The 15,835-nt window shown below is 72.4% G+C and carries 11 protein-coding genes and 1 pseudogene; 7 read left to right on the forward strand and 5 right to left on the reverse strand.

Features of this window, described 5'->3' with window-relative positions; genetic code table 11:
* Nucleotides 1-45 precede the first annotated feature (45 nt).
* The 4 genes from O1Q96_RS07125 to O1Q96_RS07140 form a co-directional block, all read right to left on the reverse strand.
* Nucleotides 46-708 carry a hypothetical protein gene (locus O1Q96_RS07125; RefSeq protein ID WP_269247346.1) on the reverse strand — a complete coding sequence of 221 codons (663 nt, stop codon included), beginning with the start codon at nt 706-708 and terminating at the stop codon, nt 46-48.
* 111 nt (nt 709-819) lie between these two features.
* On the reverse strand, nt 820-2,634 hold the full coding sequence (locus O1Q96_RS07130; RefSeq protein ID WP_269247347.1) for a glycoside hydrolase family 3 protein: 1,815 nt from the start codon (nt 2,632-2,634) through the stop codon (nt 820-822).
* Between the two features lie 455 nt (nt 2,635-3,089).
* Nucleotides 3,090-3,890: a sugar phosphate isomerase/epimerase family protein gene (locus O1Q96_RS07135; protein ID WP_269247348.1), complete on the reverse strand. Its 801-nt coding sequence runs from the start codon at nt 3,888-3,890 to the stop codon at nt 3,090-3,092.
* Nucleotides 3,891-4,480: 590 nt separating this feature from the next.
* Nucleotides 4,481-5,533 (reverse strand): LacI family DNA-binding transcriptional regulator, encoded by a 1,053-nt coding sequence (locus tag O1Q96_RS07140; RefSeq protein ID WP_269247349.1) that lies wholly within the window; start codon nt 5,531-5,533, stop codon nt 4,481-4,483.
* Nucleotides 5,534-5,950: 417 nt separating this feature from the next.
* On the opposite strand from O1Q96_RS07140, the gene O1Q96_RS07145 reads away from it, so the two are divergent.
* The 6 genes and pseudogenes from O1Q96_RS07145 (at nt 5,951) to O1Q96_RS07170 (ending at nt 13,832) form a co-directional block, all read left to right on the forward strand.
* The gene (locus O1Q96_RS07145) at nt 5,951-7,102 is read left to right on the forward strand and encodes a Gfo/Idh/MocA family protein (protein ID WP_269247350.1); all 1,152 of its coding nucleotides are present in this window, start codon (nt 5,951-5,953) and stop codon (nt 7,100-7,102) included.
* Nucleotides 7,099-8,268: a dihydrodipicolinate synthase family protein gene (locus tag O1Q96_RS07150; RefSeq protein WP_269247351.1), complete on the forward strand. Its 1,170-nt coding sequence runs from the start codon at nt 7,099-7,101 to the stop codon at nt 8,266-8,268. Before O1Q96_RS07145 ends, O1Q96_RS07150 begins: the two co-directional genes overlap by 4 nt.
* A 44-nt stretch (nt 8,269-8,312) precedes the next feature.
* Nucleotides 8,313-9,110, forward strand: a complete 798-nt coding sequence (locus tag O1Q96_RS07155; RefSeq protein ID WP_269253517.1) for a sugar phosphate isomerase/epimerase family protein — start codon at nt 8,313-8,315, stop codon at nt 9,108-9,110.
* Between the two features lie 211 nt (nt 9,111-9,321).
* Nucleotides 9,322-11,124: pseudogene (locus O1Q96_RS07160) on the forward strand (DNRLRE domain-containing protein); the annotation flags it as partial.
* Nucleotides 11,125-11,361: 237 nt separating this feature from the next.
* Complete coding sequence (locus O1Q96_RS07165; protein WP_269253518.1) at nt 11,362-13,323, forward strand: amidase domain-containing protein; 1,962 nt, start codon at nt 11,362-11,364, stop codon at nt 13,321-13,323.
* Between the two features lie 2 nt (nt 13,324-13,325).
* Nucleotides 13,326-13,832 carry a hypothetical protein gene (locus O1Q96_RS07170; RefSeq protein WP_269247352.1) on the forward strand — a complete coding sequence of 169 codons (507 nt, stop codon included), beginning with the start codon at nt 13,326-13,328 and terminating at the stop codon, nt 13,830-13,832.
* Between the two features lie 52 nt (nt 13,833-13,884).
* Here the strand turns inward: O1Q96_RS07170 and O1Q96_RS07175 are convergent, their stop codons facing one another.
* Nucleotides 13,885-14,388 carry a hypothetical protein gene (locus tag O1Q96_RS07175; RefSeq protein ID WP_269247353.1) on the reverse strand — a complete coding sequence of 168 codons (504 nt, stop codon included), beginning with the start codon at nt 14,386-14,388 and terminating at the stop codon, nt 13,885-13,887.
* Between the two features lie 131 nt (nt 14,389-14,519).
* On the opposite strand from O1Q96_RS07175, the gene O1Q96_RS07180 reads away from it, so the two are divergent.
* Nucleotides 14,520-15,707, forward strand: coding sequence for a serine hydrolase domain-containing protein (locus tag O1Q96_RS07180; RefSeq protein WP_269247354.1), 1,188 nt, complete (start codon nt 14,520-14,522; stop codon nt 15,705-15,707).
* Nucleotides 15,708-15,835: the final 128 nt, after the last annotated feature.

The raw sequence follows: 15,835 nt of genomic DNA on the forward strand, positions 1-15,835 counted from the left end.
CGGTGACCGACCGCCGTGCCGCGCCCGCCCGTTGGAGCCAGTCGGCTACAGCGGGCGGGCGCAGCCCACCGGCTCGGCCCCGCCCAGCTGGACGTACAGCGCCGTCGACGCGGGGCACTCGCCCCGCTTCTCCACGGCCGCCGTCACCTCGTACTCCGGGCTCTTCTCGCCGCTGCCGTCGCACGCCGTCTCGCGGACCTCGCCCGCACCCGCGCTGTGGACACAGTCGCCGACGATGGTGCGCGGCCCCCCGCCGCCGCCCGGATCGCCGGGGTGCGGGGCCTCCAGGCTGCGCATACAGGCGTAGCCCTGCGGGACCGCGCCGTCGCCGTCCTCGTCGGCGGACGGCCGCTGCTCACTGATGTGCAGCACGAAGTCCGTGGTCGCGGGACAGGGCGGCCCCTCGCCCGCCTTGCCGTCGTGCCGCGCGACGACCCGCGCCGCCGCCTTCTCACTGGTGCACGGCACCTCGGTGAACGACTCGCGCCCGAACGAACTGCACTCGTCGATCCCGAGGAACAGCACCCCGTACCCCGAGGCCGGGGTGGGAGCCGCGACCGAGACCGCGGCGGTCTCCCGCGGCCCGCCGTCCTCGGACCCGGACGACCGCAGACATCCCGTGAGGGCCGCCGCCACCAGCGCCAGCAGCGCGCACGCCACCGACGCGAACCCCGCGCGGCGTGCGCCCGCGCCCCGTGCATCGCGCATGACACGTCCCCCGATCCCCCGCCCAGCGTGGCCCGTCGCAGCGGGCCCCGCCAGGCGTACGGGGTGCTTTGCGTCACTTGGGGGTGGAGCGGCGGGTGTGCGGCGTAGGCCCTAGTACGTCAGGCCGTGCCCCACGGGGTACAGCACCCGCGCCGGATCGTCCGCGCGCTGCACCGGCACCGGCAGCTTCCCCACCGGATCGGCCCTCCCCGCGATCACCCGCACCGCGGCGCGCAGCTCGACGTCCGTCCAGGAGTATGCCGCCAAGTAGGCCTTGACGTCAGGGAGTTGGGCCACGTCGTACGGATTGCGGATGGCGAGCGCGAGCACCGGGCGGCCCGTCGCGAGCAGTTGTGCCACGAGCGTCCGCTGACTGGAGGCGGCGGTGACGTTGTACGTCCCCACGAGCACGGCGTCCGCGTCCTGAGCCGCAGCGACGGCCTTCGCGACGGTCGCGGCGGAGGGCGCCGTGCCCGTCGACAGCGCCGTCGCCGTGAACCCCAGCTCGGTGAGCGCGGCCGCCAGCACGGCCGTGGGCGGGCCGGTCGTCCCGGACGGCGACGCCGGATCCGCGCCGACGACAAGCACCTTCGGGTGCGTACGGCGTGAAAGCGGCAGCAGACCGCCGGAGTTGACGAGCAGGGTCGTCGTCCGCTCGGCGATCCGGTCGGCGGCCTTGAGGTGCGGAGGGACCCCGACCGTACGGTCCACCCCCCGCCGGGTGACGTACGGGTCCTTGAGCAGCCCGAGCTTCGCCTTCAGCCGCAGAACGCGCAGGATCGACTCGTCGAGGCGGGCCTCCGTCAGCTCGCCTTCGCGGACGGCCCGCAGGACCGCGTTCCAGGCGACGTCGAGCTTCGGCGGGTTGAGGAGCTGATCGACTCCGGCCTTCAGGGCGAGCACGGGCACCCTGTCGTCGCCGTACTTCGTGCGGACGCCCTCCATGCCGAGCGAGTCCGTCACCACGACCCCGTCGTAGCCGAGCCGCTCCCGCAGGATGCCGGTGAGGATGGGGCGGGAAAGCGTGGCGGGGTCGCCGGACGGGTCGAGTGCCGGAACCATGATGTGCGCGGTCATGATCGAGTCGATGCCGGCGGCGACGGCCGCCTCGAACGGCGGCGCGTCGAGCTCGGCCCACTGCGCCTCGGTGTGCTCGATGACCGGGAAGCCGTAGTGGCTGTCGGTCTCCGTGTCGCCGTGCCCCGGGAAGTGCTTGGCGGTGGCCGCGACACCGGCACCCTGGTAGCCCTTGACCTGCGCGGCGACCAGCCGGGCCACGGCCCGCGGGTCGGCGCCGAAGGAGCGGACGCCGATGACCGGGTTGGCCGGGTTCACGTTCACGTCGGCGACCGGCGCGTAGTCCTGCCGGATGCCCATCGCCCGCAGCTCGGCGCCGCCGATCCGCCCCGCCGTGCGGGCGTCGGCGCGGGAGGCGCCCGCACCGAGGGCCATCGCGCCCGGGAAGAGCGTCGCGGGCCTGCCCACACGGGCCACGATGCCGTGCTCCTGGTCGGTGGAGACGAGCACGGGGAGCCCGCGGGGCTGTTCCAGCGAGGCCCGCTGGATCCCGTTGCTGAGCTCCGCGATCTGGTGCGGGTCACGGGTGTTGTGCGCCCACCCGAAGTAGATGATCCCGCCGACCCGGTACTTGGCGATCAGCTCCGCCGCCGTCCGTACGCCGATCTCCGCGAGGTTGGCGTCGATGTCGGCCTGGTCGGGTTCGGTCGCCGAGTGTCCGTACACCCGCATCACGAAGAGCTGCCCGACCTTCTCCTCGAGCGTCATGCGGGAGACGAGGGCCCTGAGTCTGCTGTCCCCGTGCTTCGCGGTGTCGTCGTCCTCTGCCTGCGCCGGGGTGCCGCCGACGGCGACGGCCGCCGCCGCGCCCGCGGTCGCCGTGAGCAGCGTGCGTCTGGAGGTGTGCACGTGCGCTCCTTCCGGAGAGGGCCCGGAGGACCCGTGGAGGGGCGAGTATGAAGGAAACTTCCAAGGAGTCACGGATATCCGGGAAATTTCTGCCAGTCAATAGCACGGACAGACGACACCGTCGGCGCGGCACGGGATGAACCGGATGAGGGGCCGTCACCGGCGCTGTTGGAGGGGGGCGCGCCGGTGACGGCGTGCTGCCGGCCGCAGGCGGCGGAGAGGGTGGGTCAGCGTTCGCAGCCAGCAGCGAGGCCGACACCGCTCTGCGGAGACTCATCCGGCAGCATGCGGATTGGACGGGGGTTGGCGCGGACGGGTTCCCCGGATTGCCCGGATTCCCGGAAGTCGGTACGAGGGGACACGGGTGTTCATGACGGGGCCCGAGGGGTGTCGTTTCGGGCCGATTCCGGCCAGGCCGTATCCGCGGATCCGCGGCGGTCCGGCGGGAGTGGCCCCTACGCCGACTCGTTCAGCAGCCGGGCAAGGTGCTCCCGGCCCGCCTCCAGCAGGTCCTCGAGCGGCGCGGCCGACTCGTACCAGCGCTTCTCGTACTCCCAGCACAGCCAGCCGTCCCAGCCCTCGCGGGAGAGCAGCTCGACGCACTCGGTGAGGGGCAGGACGCCCGCGCCGAGCGGCAGCGGAGTGGTGTCGTCGGCGGAGGCGATGTCCTTGACCTGGACGTAGCCGAGGAACGGGGACAGCGCGGCGTGACTGGCCGAGGGCTGCTCCCCGCCGAGCCAGGTGTGCATGACGTCCCAGAGGGAGCCCACCTGGCGGTGGCCGACGAGCCCGAGGACGCGGATCGCGTCGGCGCCCGTGCGGTGCGAGTCGTGGGTCTCCAGCAGGATCCGCACCCCCAGGTCCGCGGCGTACTCGGCCGCCGTGCCCAGGCGGCGCGCGGCCGTCGCGTCCGCCTCCTCGGGGCTCTGGTCGGGGTCGGCGCCGGGGAACACCCGGACGAAGGGGGCGCCCAGGTCCCGGGCCAGCTCGAGGAGTTCACGGATCTCGGCGATCACGGGTCCGTCGTCGCCCGGCGCCGCCACGCGGGTGTACCCGGCCAGGCCCAGGACCTCGACGCCCGCCGCCTTGAACTCGGCGGCCACGTCGGTCCGTGCGGTCAGGTCGAGGCCGGGGTGCACGGGCTCTTCGGGATGCGCGCGCAACTCGACACCGTGATAGCCGTGCGTGGCGGCGAGCCGCACCACGTCGCTGATCGGGAGTCCGGGTACACCGAGGGTGGAGAAGGCCAGTTTCACGAAATCGCACCTTCGCTTTCGAGTTCCGGGCGCGGGTATTTCCGGCCGGGGGTCCCGGGGGTTCCCCCGGGACAGCACAGCATGAAACGGACCCTACCCGCCGCTCGTCGTCTGTCACTCCTGTGTGCCGTGGGGGTTCGGCTGCGGGTCTGTTTGGGCTGGTCGCGCTGTTCCTCGCGCCCCTGGGGTGTGTCTGTTGTTGTGGGTGGGGCGGGGCCGTGCCGGGGCATCCGATCGCAGCTGTGTCGTCCGGGGTTGTTCGGTTGCTCTGGAGAGGTCGTGCTGCGATCGGACGCCCCGGCCCGTCCCCTCGCGCCGGAGGGCGACCGACGGGAGAGGGGGGTGGCTGACGGAGGGGTGCCGCTGGGGACGCCCCTGGAGGGGGGCGGCCCTTTCAGGGGCGCGGGGAACTGCGCGACCAGCCCTCACGGCGGTGCACATATGAACTGGCCCCAGGCCGATCCCACCTTCAAGCAAGGGGCGCGGGGAACTGCGCGACCGGCCCCACGGCCGGTAGCCGACAAACGACCGCAAGCCCATCCCCTGGGGGCGCGGGCGGCTGAGCGACCGCGGCCCACAGGGGGCGGCGCTCAAGAAACCTTGGGCGCCCCGGTGGAGCCCCGAACCATCAGCTCCCCCCGAATCGTGGCGATCCCCCCGGGCGGAACCTCCTCCCGCCCCATGGCGATCCGCCCGGCCCGGGCCCCCGCGTCCGCCAACGGCAACCGCACGGTCGTCAGAGCGGGCACAGCGTCGATGCTGAAGGGCAGGTCGTCGAAGCCGACGACGGAGACGTCGTCCGGAATCCGCAGACCGGAGTCCCGCAGCGCGGCGCACGCGCCGAGAGCGACCGTGTCGTTGGCGGCCACGACAGCCGTCAGACCCGGTTCGCGGCGCAGGAGTTCGATCGTGGCCTCGTACCCCGCCCGGCGGTCGTAGCGGCCGTGGACCGTCAGGGCCGGGTCGTCCGGGATGCCGTGCGCGGCGAGCGCGTCCCGGTGGCCCTCCAGGCGGTGGCGGGTCGTGGTGCGCTCCTCCGGTCCCGCGATGTATCCCATGCGCCGATGGCCGAGGCCGATCAGGTGCTCGGTGAGCTGCTGTCCGCCGCCCCGGTTGTCGAAGGTGAGGGCCACCGCGTCGGTGTCCGCCGGTGCGGGCGGCCGTCCGCACAGGACCACGCGCGTCCCCGCCTCCACGAGCTTGCGCAGCTTCGTCGCCACGGCCGTCGCGTGCGCGGTGTTCTCCACGGCCCCGCCCGTCAGCACCACCGCCGCGGCGCGCTGGCGCTGGAGGAGCGTGAGGTAGGTGAGTTCGCGCTCCGCGGAGCCGCCGGTGTTGCACACGACGGCGAGGCGCTCCCCGCCCGCACGGCCGCCCGGCCCTCCGATCTCGGACTGGATCGCCCCGGCCATGATCCCGAAGAACGGGTCGGCGATGTCGTTGACCAGGATGCCGACCAGGTCGGAGGTGGCGGCCGCGAGCGCGCTCGCGGGGCCGTTCAGTACGTAGTCCAGTTCGTCCACGGCCCGCAGCACCCGCTCGCGGGTGGAAGCCGCCACGGGGTAGTTCCCGTTCAGCACGCGCGACACCGTCGCGGGCGAGACCTGTGCGCGGGCCGCCACGTCCGCCAGGGTCACCGTCATCTCGTCGTCCTCCGGTCGCGCATCTCGTCGTCGTCCTCAGAGCCGTACTACTCCGGAGCCGGCCCGTGTCGCTGCCCGGCGTCGAAACCAGGTCGAAGCCGGGCGAAGCCGAGCCCGGACCACTGCTCACACCGGTGTCGCGTCCCCACCCGACTGGTGCAGACCTTACGGTCAGAGGGTGGCGCGGCCCACACGGCCCCGGGCTCGTGCAGACCCTACGGCCGCAAGCCCGCGCTGTTCGCCCCCTCGAACAACTCGTAACCCCCGCGGTCTTGTCCGATCCGCTGCACAGAGGCTAGCTTCTCCTCGTATAGAAAGCGCTTGCTGTCACGCTCACCAGTTCATCGGGGTTCACCGGGCTCGCCGGAGTCCACCCGCGGGGCGTCTGCGGCGCAGGATGCGTACGAAGGGAATGACGTGACACGCAAGACGGTGCGTATCGCCATGAACGGTGTGACGGGGCGCATGGGGTACCGCCAGCACCTCGTCCGCTCGATCCTCGCCCTGCGCGAGCAGGGTGGCCTCGACCTCGGCGACGGCACCGTGCTGTGGCCCGAACCGGTCCTCGTCGGCCGCCGCGAGCACGCCCTGAAGGCGCTCGCTGACCAGCACGGCATCGAGCACTGGTCCACGGACCTCGACGCCGTGCTCGCCGACCCGACGATCGACATCTACTTCGACGCCCAGGTCACCTCGGCGCGCGAGGAGGCGATCGGCAAGGCGATCGCGGCGGGCAAGCACATCTACACCGAGAAGCCGACCGCGACCGGCCTCGACGGGGCGCTGGAGCTGGCCCGGCTGGCGCAGGCTGCCGGTATCAAGCACGGCGTCGTCCAGGACAAGCTCTTCCTGCCCGGACTGCTCAAGCTGAAGCGGCTCATCGACGGCGGCTTCTTCGGCCGGATCCTCTCGATCCGGGGCGAGTTCGGCTACTGGGTCTTCGAGGGCGACTGGCAGTCCGCCCAGCGCCCGTCGTGGAACTACCGGTCCGAGGACGGCGGTGGCATCGTTGTCGACATGTTCCCGCACTGGGAGTACGTCCTGCACGAGCTGTTCGGCCGCGTGAAGTCCGTGCAGGCCCTGACCGCCACCCACATCCCGCAGCGCTGGGACGAGAACGACAAGCCCTACGACGCCACCGCCGACGACGCCGCCTACGGCGTCTTCGAGCTGGAGGGCGGCGCGATCGCCCAGATCAACTCGTCCTGGGCCGTCCGCGTCAACCGCGACGAGCTCGTCGAGTTCCAGGTCGACGGGACCGAGGGCTCGGCCGTCGCCGGACTGCGCAACTGCCGTGTCCAGCACCGCAGTTCCACGCCAAAGCCGGTCTGGAACCCCGACATCCCGGCCACCTACTCCTTCCGTGACCAGTGGCAGGAGATCCCCGACAACGCCGAGTTCGACAACGGCTTCAAGGCCCAGTGGGAGCTCTTCCTCAAGCACGTCTACGCCGACGCGCCCTACCACTGGGACCTCCTGGCCGGTGCCCGCGGCGTCCAGCTCGCCGAGCTGGGTCTGAAGTCCTCGGCCGAGGGCCGCCGCTTCGACGTTCCGGAGATCTCGCTGTGACCATTCAACTTCCCGGTGAGGGTGGGGTGTTGCGGGTCTATTCGCCGCGCGTCGAGCCGCTCGCGGTCACCGCCGGTGCGCCCTTCTCCTCCCGTACGGTCTACTCGGCCGCCCATGTCGTCGCCGACCCGTACGCCGACGTCTCGCCGGACTCCCCGGCCGCCGTCGACTGGGACGCCACCCTCGCCTTCCGCCGCCATCTGTGGTCCCACGGACTCGGCGTCGCGGAGGCCATGGACACGGCCCAGCGGGGGATGGGGCTCGACTGGGCGGGGGCGGCCGAGCTGATCCGCCGTTCGTCGGCCGAGGCCAAGGCGGTCGGCGGTCTGATCGCCTGTGGCGTCGGCACCGACCAGCTGCCGGTCACGGAGGTCGGTTACCCGTACAGCCTGGACGAGGTGCGGGCCGCGTACGAGGAGCAGCTCGCCCTCGTCGAGGAGTCCGGCTCGCGGGCCATCCTCATGGCCTCCCGGGCGCTGGCCGCCATCGCCAAGGGCCCCGAGGACTACCTGGAGGTCTACGGCCACCTGCTGCGCCAGGCCGCCGAGCCCGTGGTCCTGCACTGGCTGGGCCCGATGTTCGACCCGGCGCTCGAAGGCTACTGGGGCAGCACCGACCTGGACGCCGCCACCAGCACCTTCCTGGAGGTCATCGCCGCCCACCCCGACAAGGTCGACGGCATCAAGGTCTCCCTGCTGGACGCCCAGCGCGAGATCGACCTGCGCCGCAAGCTCCCCGAGGGAGTGCGCTGCTACACCGGCGACGACTTCAACTACCCCGAGCTGATCGCCGGCGACGACCAGGGCTTCAGTCACGCCCTGCTCGGCATCTTCGACCCGCTGGGGCCCCTCGCCGCCGAGGCCGTACGCGTACTGGACACCGGTGACACCGCCGGATTCCGTGAACTGCTCGACCCCACCGTCGAGTTGTCCCGCCACCTCTTCCAGCGGCCGACCCGCTTCTACAAGACGGGCGTGGTCTTCCTCGCCTGGCTCGCGGGCCACCAGGAGCACTTCACGATGGTCGGCGGCCTCCAGTCGTCCCGCTCGCTCCCGCACTTCGCCCGCGCGTACGAACTCGCCGACGGGCTGGGTCTGTTCCCCGACCCGGCGCTCGCCGAGGCCCGTATGAAGAACCTGCTCTCCCTGTACGGAGTGAACCAGTGAGCACGATCCCCCTCGGCGACCTCTCCCGTTTCAGCATCAACCAGATGACGGTCAAGCAGCTGTCGATGCCCGAACTGGTGCACAGCTGCCTGGAGTTGGGCGTCCCCGGGGTCGGCCTGTGGCGGGCGCCGGTCGAGACGTACGGCCTGGAGCGGACGGCCAAGCTGGTCCGCGACGCCGGGCTCGCCGTCACCACCCTGTGCCGGGGCGGCTTCTTCACGGCCATCGACCCCGCCGAGCGCGCCGAGGCCCTCGCCGACAACCGCCGTGCCATCGACGAGGCGGCCACCCTAGGCACGGACACGCTCGTGCTCGTGTCGGGCGGCCTTCCGGCGGGCTCGAAGGACCTCCACGGGGCGAGGGAGCGCATCGCCGACGCCCTGGGGGAGTTGGGCCCGTACGCGGCCGCCAACGGTGTCCGGCTGGCCATCGAGCCGCTCCACCCGATGTACGCCTCCGACCGCTGTGTGGTCTCCACCCTGACCCAGGCACTCGACCTCGCGGAACGCTTCCCCGCGAACCAGGTCGGCGTCGCGGTCGACACGTACCACATCTGGTGGGACGACCAGGCGCCCGCGCAGATCGCCCGCGCGGGTGCCCAGGGCCGCATCCACACCTTCCAACTCGCCGACTGGACCACGCCGTTGCCCGAAGGCGTCCTGAACGGCCGCGGGCAGATCGGCGACGGCTCGATCGACATGCGCGAGTGGAAGGCGTACGTCGAGGCGGCCGGCTACACCGGGCCCGTCGAAGTCGAGCTGTTCAACGACGGGTTGTGGGCGCGGGACGGGCGAGAGGTGCTCGCGGAGACGGCGGCGCGGTTCGTGGAGCACGCCGCCTGAGATACGAACGCCGCTCGCAGAGCGGCCCGGAGAAGGGAACGCCGACGGGAATTCGCCCGTCGGCGTTCCGCTGTGCCCGATGAACAATGTCACCCGCCCCATATGTGACCGAACATGGTGAATCCGGCCGTCGGTCGGCATGTGCCGCTCTGCCCTCCTCCTAGGCTCTGTCGTCGCATTGCCCGATATTGACCGAAGGCCGAACACACACATGCACATAGCCATACGCCGCGCGGCGGGCCTGACAGGGCTGGTCATCACGGCCACCCTGCTGCCGGCCGCCCCGGGGTCCGCGGCCCCGACGCCCGCAGAGGCGTCGACTCCCGCCGCCCGCCAGGCCGTCGACATGCCGTCGGCGCTCGCCGAGGCCCGAAGAACCGGCGCCCGCGTGGAGGCCCTGTCCGAGCGGACCGGAACCACCACCACGTGGGTGCACGACGACGGCTCACTCACCACCGAACTCACCGCAGGGCCCGTCCGGTTCGAGCGCGACGGCAGATGGGTCGCCGTCGACACCGACCTCGCACGCCGCGCCGACGGCTCCGTGGCCGCCAAGGCCCACCCCGCCGACCTGACCCTCGCGGGCCGGGGCGGCGAGCCGGCCGGCTCCCTCGCCGAGTCCCGCGCCGCCGAGCCCCGCGACCTCGTCACGCTCGGCGAGGGCGACCGCCGCGTCACCCTGCAGTGGAAAGGCGGACTGCCGCAGCCCCGGCTCGACGGCAACCGCGCCGAGTACCAGGAGGCCGTCCCCGGCGCCGACGTGATCGTCGAGGCGACGAGGACCGGCTTCGAGCAGTACGTCGAGATCAACAAGCGCCCCCGCGAGGGCGCCTACCGCTACACCCTCCCGCTGCGCGCCAAGGGCCTGCGCGCGAAGCAACAGGCCGACGGCAGCGTGCGGTTCACCGACCGCAGGACCGGAGAGCGGCGGGCCGTGATGCCCGCGCCCGTGATGTGGGACTCGACCGTCGACGAGCGGTCCGGCGAGCACACCCGCCGGGTCCCGGTCGCCATGAAGGTCGTCCAGAAGGGCTCCTCGCTCGACCTGGTGGTGACCCCGGACGCCCGCTTCCTCGCCGACCCGAAGACGCGCTACCCGGTCACCGTGGACCCCTCCACCTCCGCGCTGGGCAACCTCTTCGACACGTACGTCCAGCAGGGCGAGACCCGCGACTGGTCCACCGACACCGAACTGGACCTCGGCAACCCGGGCACGACGAACGCCGACGGGACGCCGCGCACCGCCCGGTCGTACATCACCTGGGGCACCGCCCCGATCGCGGACGCCCTGGTGAGCAGCGCCGAGCTGAGCCTGTGGAACTTCCACTCGGCGAACACCGACTGCAAACCGGCCGCGTGGGAGGTGTGGTCGGCCGACGAGGCCACCGCCGCCAGCCGCTGGACCAACCGGCCCGCGATGCGGACCAGATACGCCACGTCCACCGAGACCAAGGGCCGCGAGGGCTGCGGCGACGACGGCTGGATCAACGCCGACGTGACCGGCCTCGCGCAGGCCTGGGCCTCCGAGAAGGCACCGCGCGCCACCCTGGGCCTGCGGGCCGCCGACGAGTCCGCCGTCTCCCAGTGGAAGCGCGTCAACTCGGCCGACGCCACCGCCAACCCGCCCAAGCTGACCGTGAGGTACAACTTCCGTCCCCGGTCCGGGAACAACCGGCAGGCGGGCCCGCCGTTCACCGCCGACGCCTCGGGCACCTGGCAGGTCAACACGACCACGCCGACCCTGCGCGACACGTTCTCCGACAAGGACGGCGACCGGATCAACGGCACGTTCGAGATCGTCGAGGCGGTCTCCGGCAAGCGGGTGGGCGACCTCCTCGTCTCGCCGTTCGTCGAGTCCGGGCGGGCCGCCGCGGTGACCCTGCCGGACGGACTGCTGAAGGACGGCACGACCTACCGCTTCCGCACGAGCCCCTACGACGGCACGCACTTCAACACCGCCTGGTCGCAGTGGAGCACGTTCACCGTCTCCACCACCGGCCGCCCCAGTGGCCCCCCGGACATGCCGCAGGCCCTGGAGTCCGGCGCCACCAGGACGCTCACCCCGCTCCTGTCCGGGCTTGTCACGAGCCCCGCACAGGGCCGCGTACGGGCCGAGTTCGTCCTGCGCGACGAGGACGGCGGACCACTGCCCGGCGTGACGGTCCCCGAGGCGTGGGTGGACAGCGGACAGCGCGCCGCGGCCCAGGTCGCCGGCGGCGCGCTGAAGGACGGCACGACGTACCGATGGGCGATGCGCGCCTGCACCGACCTCGGCTGCTCCGCCTGGTCCTACGAGCAGGAGTTCACCGCACGGGCCGCCGCGGACCCGGCGGCGCCGCAGACCCGTTCGCTGGTCCTGACCGGCGCCGCGCTCGACGACGCCACCGTGCCCGTCGGCGGCAAGGCGTGCCCCGAGGGCGGCGCCTGCCCGGCCGTCCGTGACACGAAGCTGACGCTCGGCGGGGCCGACGGCGAGCGGGTCGCCTGGCTCAGGCCGGACCTCACCAAGCTGCCTGCGGGTGCGCGGATCGCCAAGGCGCGGCTCGTCCTCAGCCCCGCGCAGCCCGGGCCACAGCGGCCGGTCGAGGTGTACGAACTCCTCGACCCCTGGACGACCGCGCAGAAGGGCGGCGAACTGCTCACCGCGCTCGACGAGGCGCCCTTCGCCGACGCGGCGCCCCTGGCCGACCAGGATCTCGCCCCGGTCGTCCAGTCCTGGCTGGAGCAGGAGTCCGGCGAGGGGCTGGCCGTGCGCCTGCCCGCCGCCGAGCGCACCACCGGCGCCGCGTACCACTCGGCCCGGGCGGCGGACACCGCGCTGCGCCCGAAGCTGGAGATCGAGTACGTGGCGCCGACCGCGCCCGCCGCGCCCCAGAACGTACGGGTCACGCCCGGCGACGCCGGTCTGCTGGCCACCTGGAACGCGCCGAAGGACAACGGCTCGGCCGGTGACGGACCGCAGTACACGGCCGTCGTGACGAAGGCCGACGGTACCGAGGCGGCCCGGACGACCGGCGCCGAACCGCGCGCCGTCGTGAGCGGCCTGGCCAACGGGACCGCCTACCGCGTCACCGTGACGGCCCGTACGGCACACGGCACGAGCCCGGCCGTCGGCGCCGAGCCGGTGACGACCGCCGCGGTTCCGGCCGGATCCGCCGCGTACCGGGAGATCGTGCGCCAGTACCTCGACGCGCGCGCCGGTCTCGTCACGGGCAGGCACACCACCGTCGCGGCCGCCCTCGCCGCGAGCCCCCACGCCGCGTCCTTCCAGGATCTGCTGCGGGCTCAGGCCCCCGGCCTGATCGAGAGCCGCGCGGCGCTGGCCCGGCACGGGAGCACCTACACGGACGCCACCGCGACACTCTCCGACGTGCTCGTCGGCACGGACGACAGCGGCACCGTGTTCCTGCGGGCGGCGGTCGACGAAAAGGCCGTCCTCAGGCAGGGCCCGGACGACACGACGGGCGAGACCGACGAGGGGAGCCAGGAACAGCGCTTCACCTTCAGCACCAACGGCGGCGCCCCGATCCTCCACCTGGAGGCCGACGCCCCCGCCGCCGAGACGGTCCTCACGGAGTCGGCGTCCACCTGGCAGGGCCTCGACGTGGCCCCGCCCGAGGGACAGGACGCCGACGAGGTCCCCGACGAGCCGATCGCGCTCGACGCGGACGGCTTCCCCGTGGAGGAGCCCACCACGGTCCGGCAGGCGTCCGCCCTGCGCGCCAATGTCTCCGGGTCCGGTACGGCCAAGTGGGCCTCGAAGAACATCAAGACCAAGTGGGAGTACGGCCTGGACTGCACCAACTTCGTGTCCAAGGCCCTCTACTACGGCGGAAAGATGAAGACCCGGATGGGCGGCCGCAAGCACGACCGTGCCTGGTGGCAGCAGTACTACCTGTTCGGTTCGATCAAGAACAAGAGCTACACCTGGTCGGGCGCCGAGAACTTCCGGCGCCACATGACCAAGTACCGCAAGGCGCCGTCGGTGTCGAAGCGGAACGCCCGGGCCGGCGACATCGTCGTGTTCAAGTGGAAGAAGGAGAAGGTGTACAACCACGCGGCGGTCGTCGTCGGGAACAACGGCCGTGACCTCCAGCTCCGCCAGCACGGCGGCGTCAGCAAGACGACACTGAGCGCCGCCATCGCCCGCTACCGCCACAAGGCCAACTACATCGAGCGCGTGGTCATCCTCCGCCCGAAGTCGAGGAGCTGATCATGAGGCGAATGCTGCTGGGGTGCGCGCTGGCCACCGGGGCCCTGCTGACCGTCACGGCCTGTTCGTCCGACGACACCCTGTCGGCCTACCAGAGCGACTACACGGGGCACGAGCCGCTGCACGTCGTCGGCTATCCGTCCACGGGCAGCCTGGGCGTCGTCCAGAAGGCCGTCTGGCTGCTCGCCGACGGTGACACCGACGCGCTCGCGGACCTGGCCGCGGAGGACGGGTCCGCCGAGGAGACCGCCCGCAACTGGGTCAAGACCTTCGGCAAGGGCGCGGAGGGCGAGGTCACCGCGGACTTCTACGACGAGGGCTCGACCCGCCAGACCGTGGTCCTCTACTTCGCGACGTCCCGGCAGACCAAGGAGATCACCGCACGGCTGGGCGAGGACGACGCCTGGCGGATCGTCCTGGACGAGCCGGACCCGAAGGACGCCTCCGCGAAGCCGGACTGGGCCCCCGCCGAACCGGGTGGCACGGGATCCAAAAGCACGGGCGGCTAGCCCGTACACCCGGAGAGCCCCTGGTGCGCCGCGTCCGTCCGCCTGCGAAGCCTCACAGGCGGACGGACGTCCGCGTCACCCCCACCTCTTCGTCGTCGGTGAGGGCACCGGACGCCGTCGCCCCGGCGAGCAGCGCGGTGACGAGCGCCGCCGCACCGGCGAGCGCCCACCGTGTCCGCAACGGCCTGACGCGCGCGGGCGCGGCGACCGCGGGTACGGCAACCGCGGGTACGGCGACCACGGATGGGGCCGCCGCGGGCGGGGCGACCGCCGGGGCGGGCCCGCACGCGATGCCGGTACGGGCGTCCAGCCATGCCTGGGCCATGTCGCCCCGGACCCCGCACGCCGCGACGAACGCGGCGACCAGTTCCCCGCGGGGCAGCCGGTCCCGGCCGAGCATGGTCGCCGCCGTGGAGTACGGAAGGCAGTGGCCCGCGTCCGCCGCGCGGCGTTCCAGCTGGCGATAGCTCAGGCCCGACCAGGCCTTGAGGCGCCGCAACGCCGCCACGAAGGCGGCCGCGTCGGAGTCCGGCGGAGTGGGTGGTGCGGTGGTCATGACGGTGATCCCCCCTGTTGAGCTGGACGTACACGGGTTCGCACAAGCTCGAACACCCTGACAGCTTGAGGAACGGCGACAGCGGCGGTCAACCTCATGGCGGATTCCCGACGTTGGAGGTCAAAGGTCCCATGGCTCTGCCCCACTGCCGCCGTACCGGTGCCGCCGTCACCGCCCTCGCGGCCCTGCTGACGCTGGGCGCGTGCGCCGACGAGCGCAATGCCGGCCGGCCGGACACCAGACCGGCCGCACGGCCCGGCACCGGATCCGCCGGGGCCGCGCCGAAGGCACGCGCCGCCGAGTCGGTCGGCGACTTCCTCCACCGGACGCTCCCCGCCGGACCCGGCGGCACCGTCGTCGCAGCACGCGGCGACGAACTCGTGCACTGCGCGGGCTTCGGAGCCTCGGACCGGGCCGCCGGCACCCCCGCGAGCTGCCGGACCGTGTACGACGTCATGTCGATCACGAAGCAGTTCACCGCGGCCGCGATCCTGAAACTGGAGGTGATGGGGAAGCTGCGGGTCGGCGACCGGATCAGCCGGTTCCTCGGCCCGGTGCCCGAGGACAAGCGCGACATCACCGTCGAGCAGCTGCTCACGCACACGTCCGGCCTGGTCGAGGGGCTCGGTGAGGACTACGACCCCGTCTCGCGCGACGACATGGTGGACAAGGCCCTGGCCTCGAAGCCGGAGTCGGCACCGGGGAGGAAGTTCCTCTATTCCAACGCCGGGTACAGCCTGCTCGCCGCGATCGTCGAGAAGGCGTCCGGGGAGGGCTACGAGCCGTTCCTGGCCCGGCACCTGTTCGCCCCCGCCGGGATGGAACGGACCGGCTATGTACTGCCCCGGTGGCCGCGACACCGGATCGCCGTGGAGTACGACAGCAAGGGCCGGAGCCAGGGCAGGCCTGTCGACCAGCCATGGGCGGCCGACGGACCGTACTGGAACCTGCGCGGCAACGGCGGGATGCTCTCCACCGCCGAGGACATGTTCCGCTGGCACCGCGCGCTCTTGGGCGACGACGTGCTGCCGGAGCAGGCCCGGAAGAAGCTGTTCGAGCCCCGCGTGCGGGTGCCCGACTCCGACGACGGCTGGTACGGCTACGGCTGGGCCGTCCGCGAGAGCGCCGAAGGCCGGACCGTCTGGCACGACGGCGGCAACGACTGGTCGCTGGCGGTCCTCACGAGGTCGCTGCGCGACGACGTCCTCGTCTACTGGGTGAGCAACCACGCCTACCGCGACGGCAAGTGGAACCTGGAGGACCAGGCGGAGAAGCTGACCCTGGGCATCGCCGACCGGGTACGCGCCGAGGGCCGCTGACGCCCCGCCCCGAACCTCAAAAAAATCTCAGAACGCCGTGCAACCCTCCCCCCACCTTGTGGGTCGTACTTGGCATCAGGACTTCTGGAGGGGGATCCGGGGGGATCGCGGGGGTTCTGATCTGGGGG

The organism is Streptomyces aurantiacus (genome assembly GCF_027107535.1).
GTDB lineage: Bacteria > Actinomycetota > Actinomycetes > Streptomycetales > Streptomycetaceae > Streptomyces.

What these genes read in the sequence shown, in the direction of transcription:
- O1Q96_RS07125 (WP_269247346.1), bottom strand. Translation starts at nt 708, where the DNA reads ATGCGCGATGCACGGGGCGCGGGCGCACGCCGCGCGGGGTTCGCGTCG.
- O1Q96_RS07140 (WP_269247349.1), bottom strand. Translation starts at nt 5,533, where the DNA reads ATGACGGTGACCCTGGCGGACGTGGCGGCCCGCGCACAGGTCTCGCCC.
- O1Q96_RS07155 (WP_269253517.1), top strand. Translation starts at nt 8,313, where the DNA reads ATGACGGTCAAGCAGCTGTCGATGCCCGAACTGGTGCACAGCTGCCTG.
- O1Q96_RS07165 (WP_269253518.1), top strand. Translation starts at nt 11,362, where the DNA reads ATGCGCGCCTGCACCGACCTCGGCTGCTCCGCCTGGTCCTACGAGCAG.
- O1Q96_RS07170 (WP_269247352.1), top strand. Translation starts at nt 13,326, where the DNA reads ATGAGGCGAATGCTGCTGGGGTGCGCGCTGGCCACCGGGGCCCTGCTG.
- O1Q96_RS07175 (WP_269247353.1), bottom strand. Translation starts at nt 14,388, where the DNA reads ATGACCACCGCACCACCCACTCCGCCGGACTCCGACGCGGCCGCCTTC.
- O1Q96_RS07180 (WP_269247354.1), top strand. Translation starts at nt 14,520, where the DNA reads ATGGCTCTGCCCCACTGCCGCCGTACCGGTGCCGCCGTCACCGCCCTC.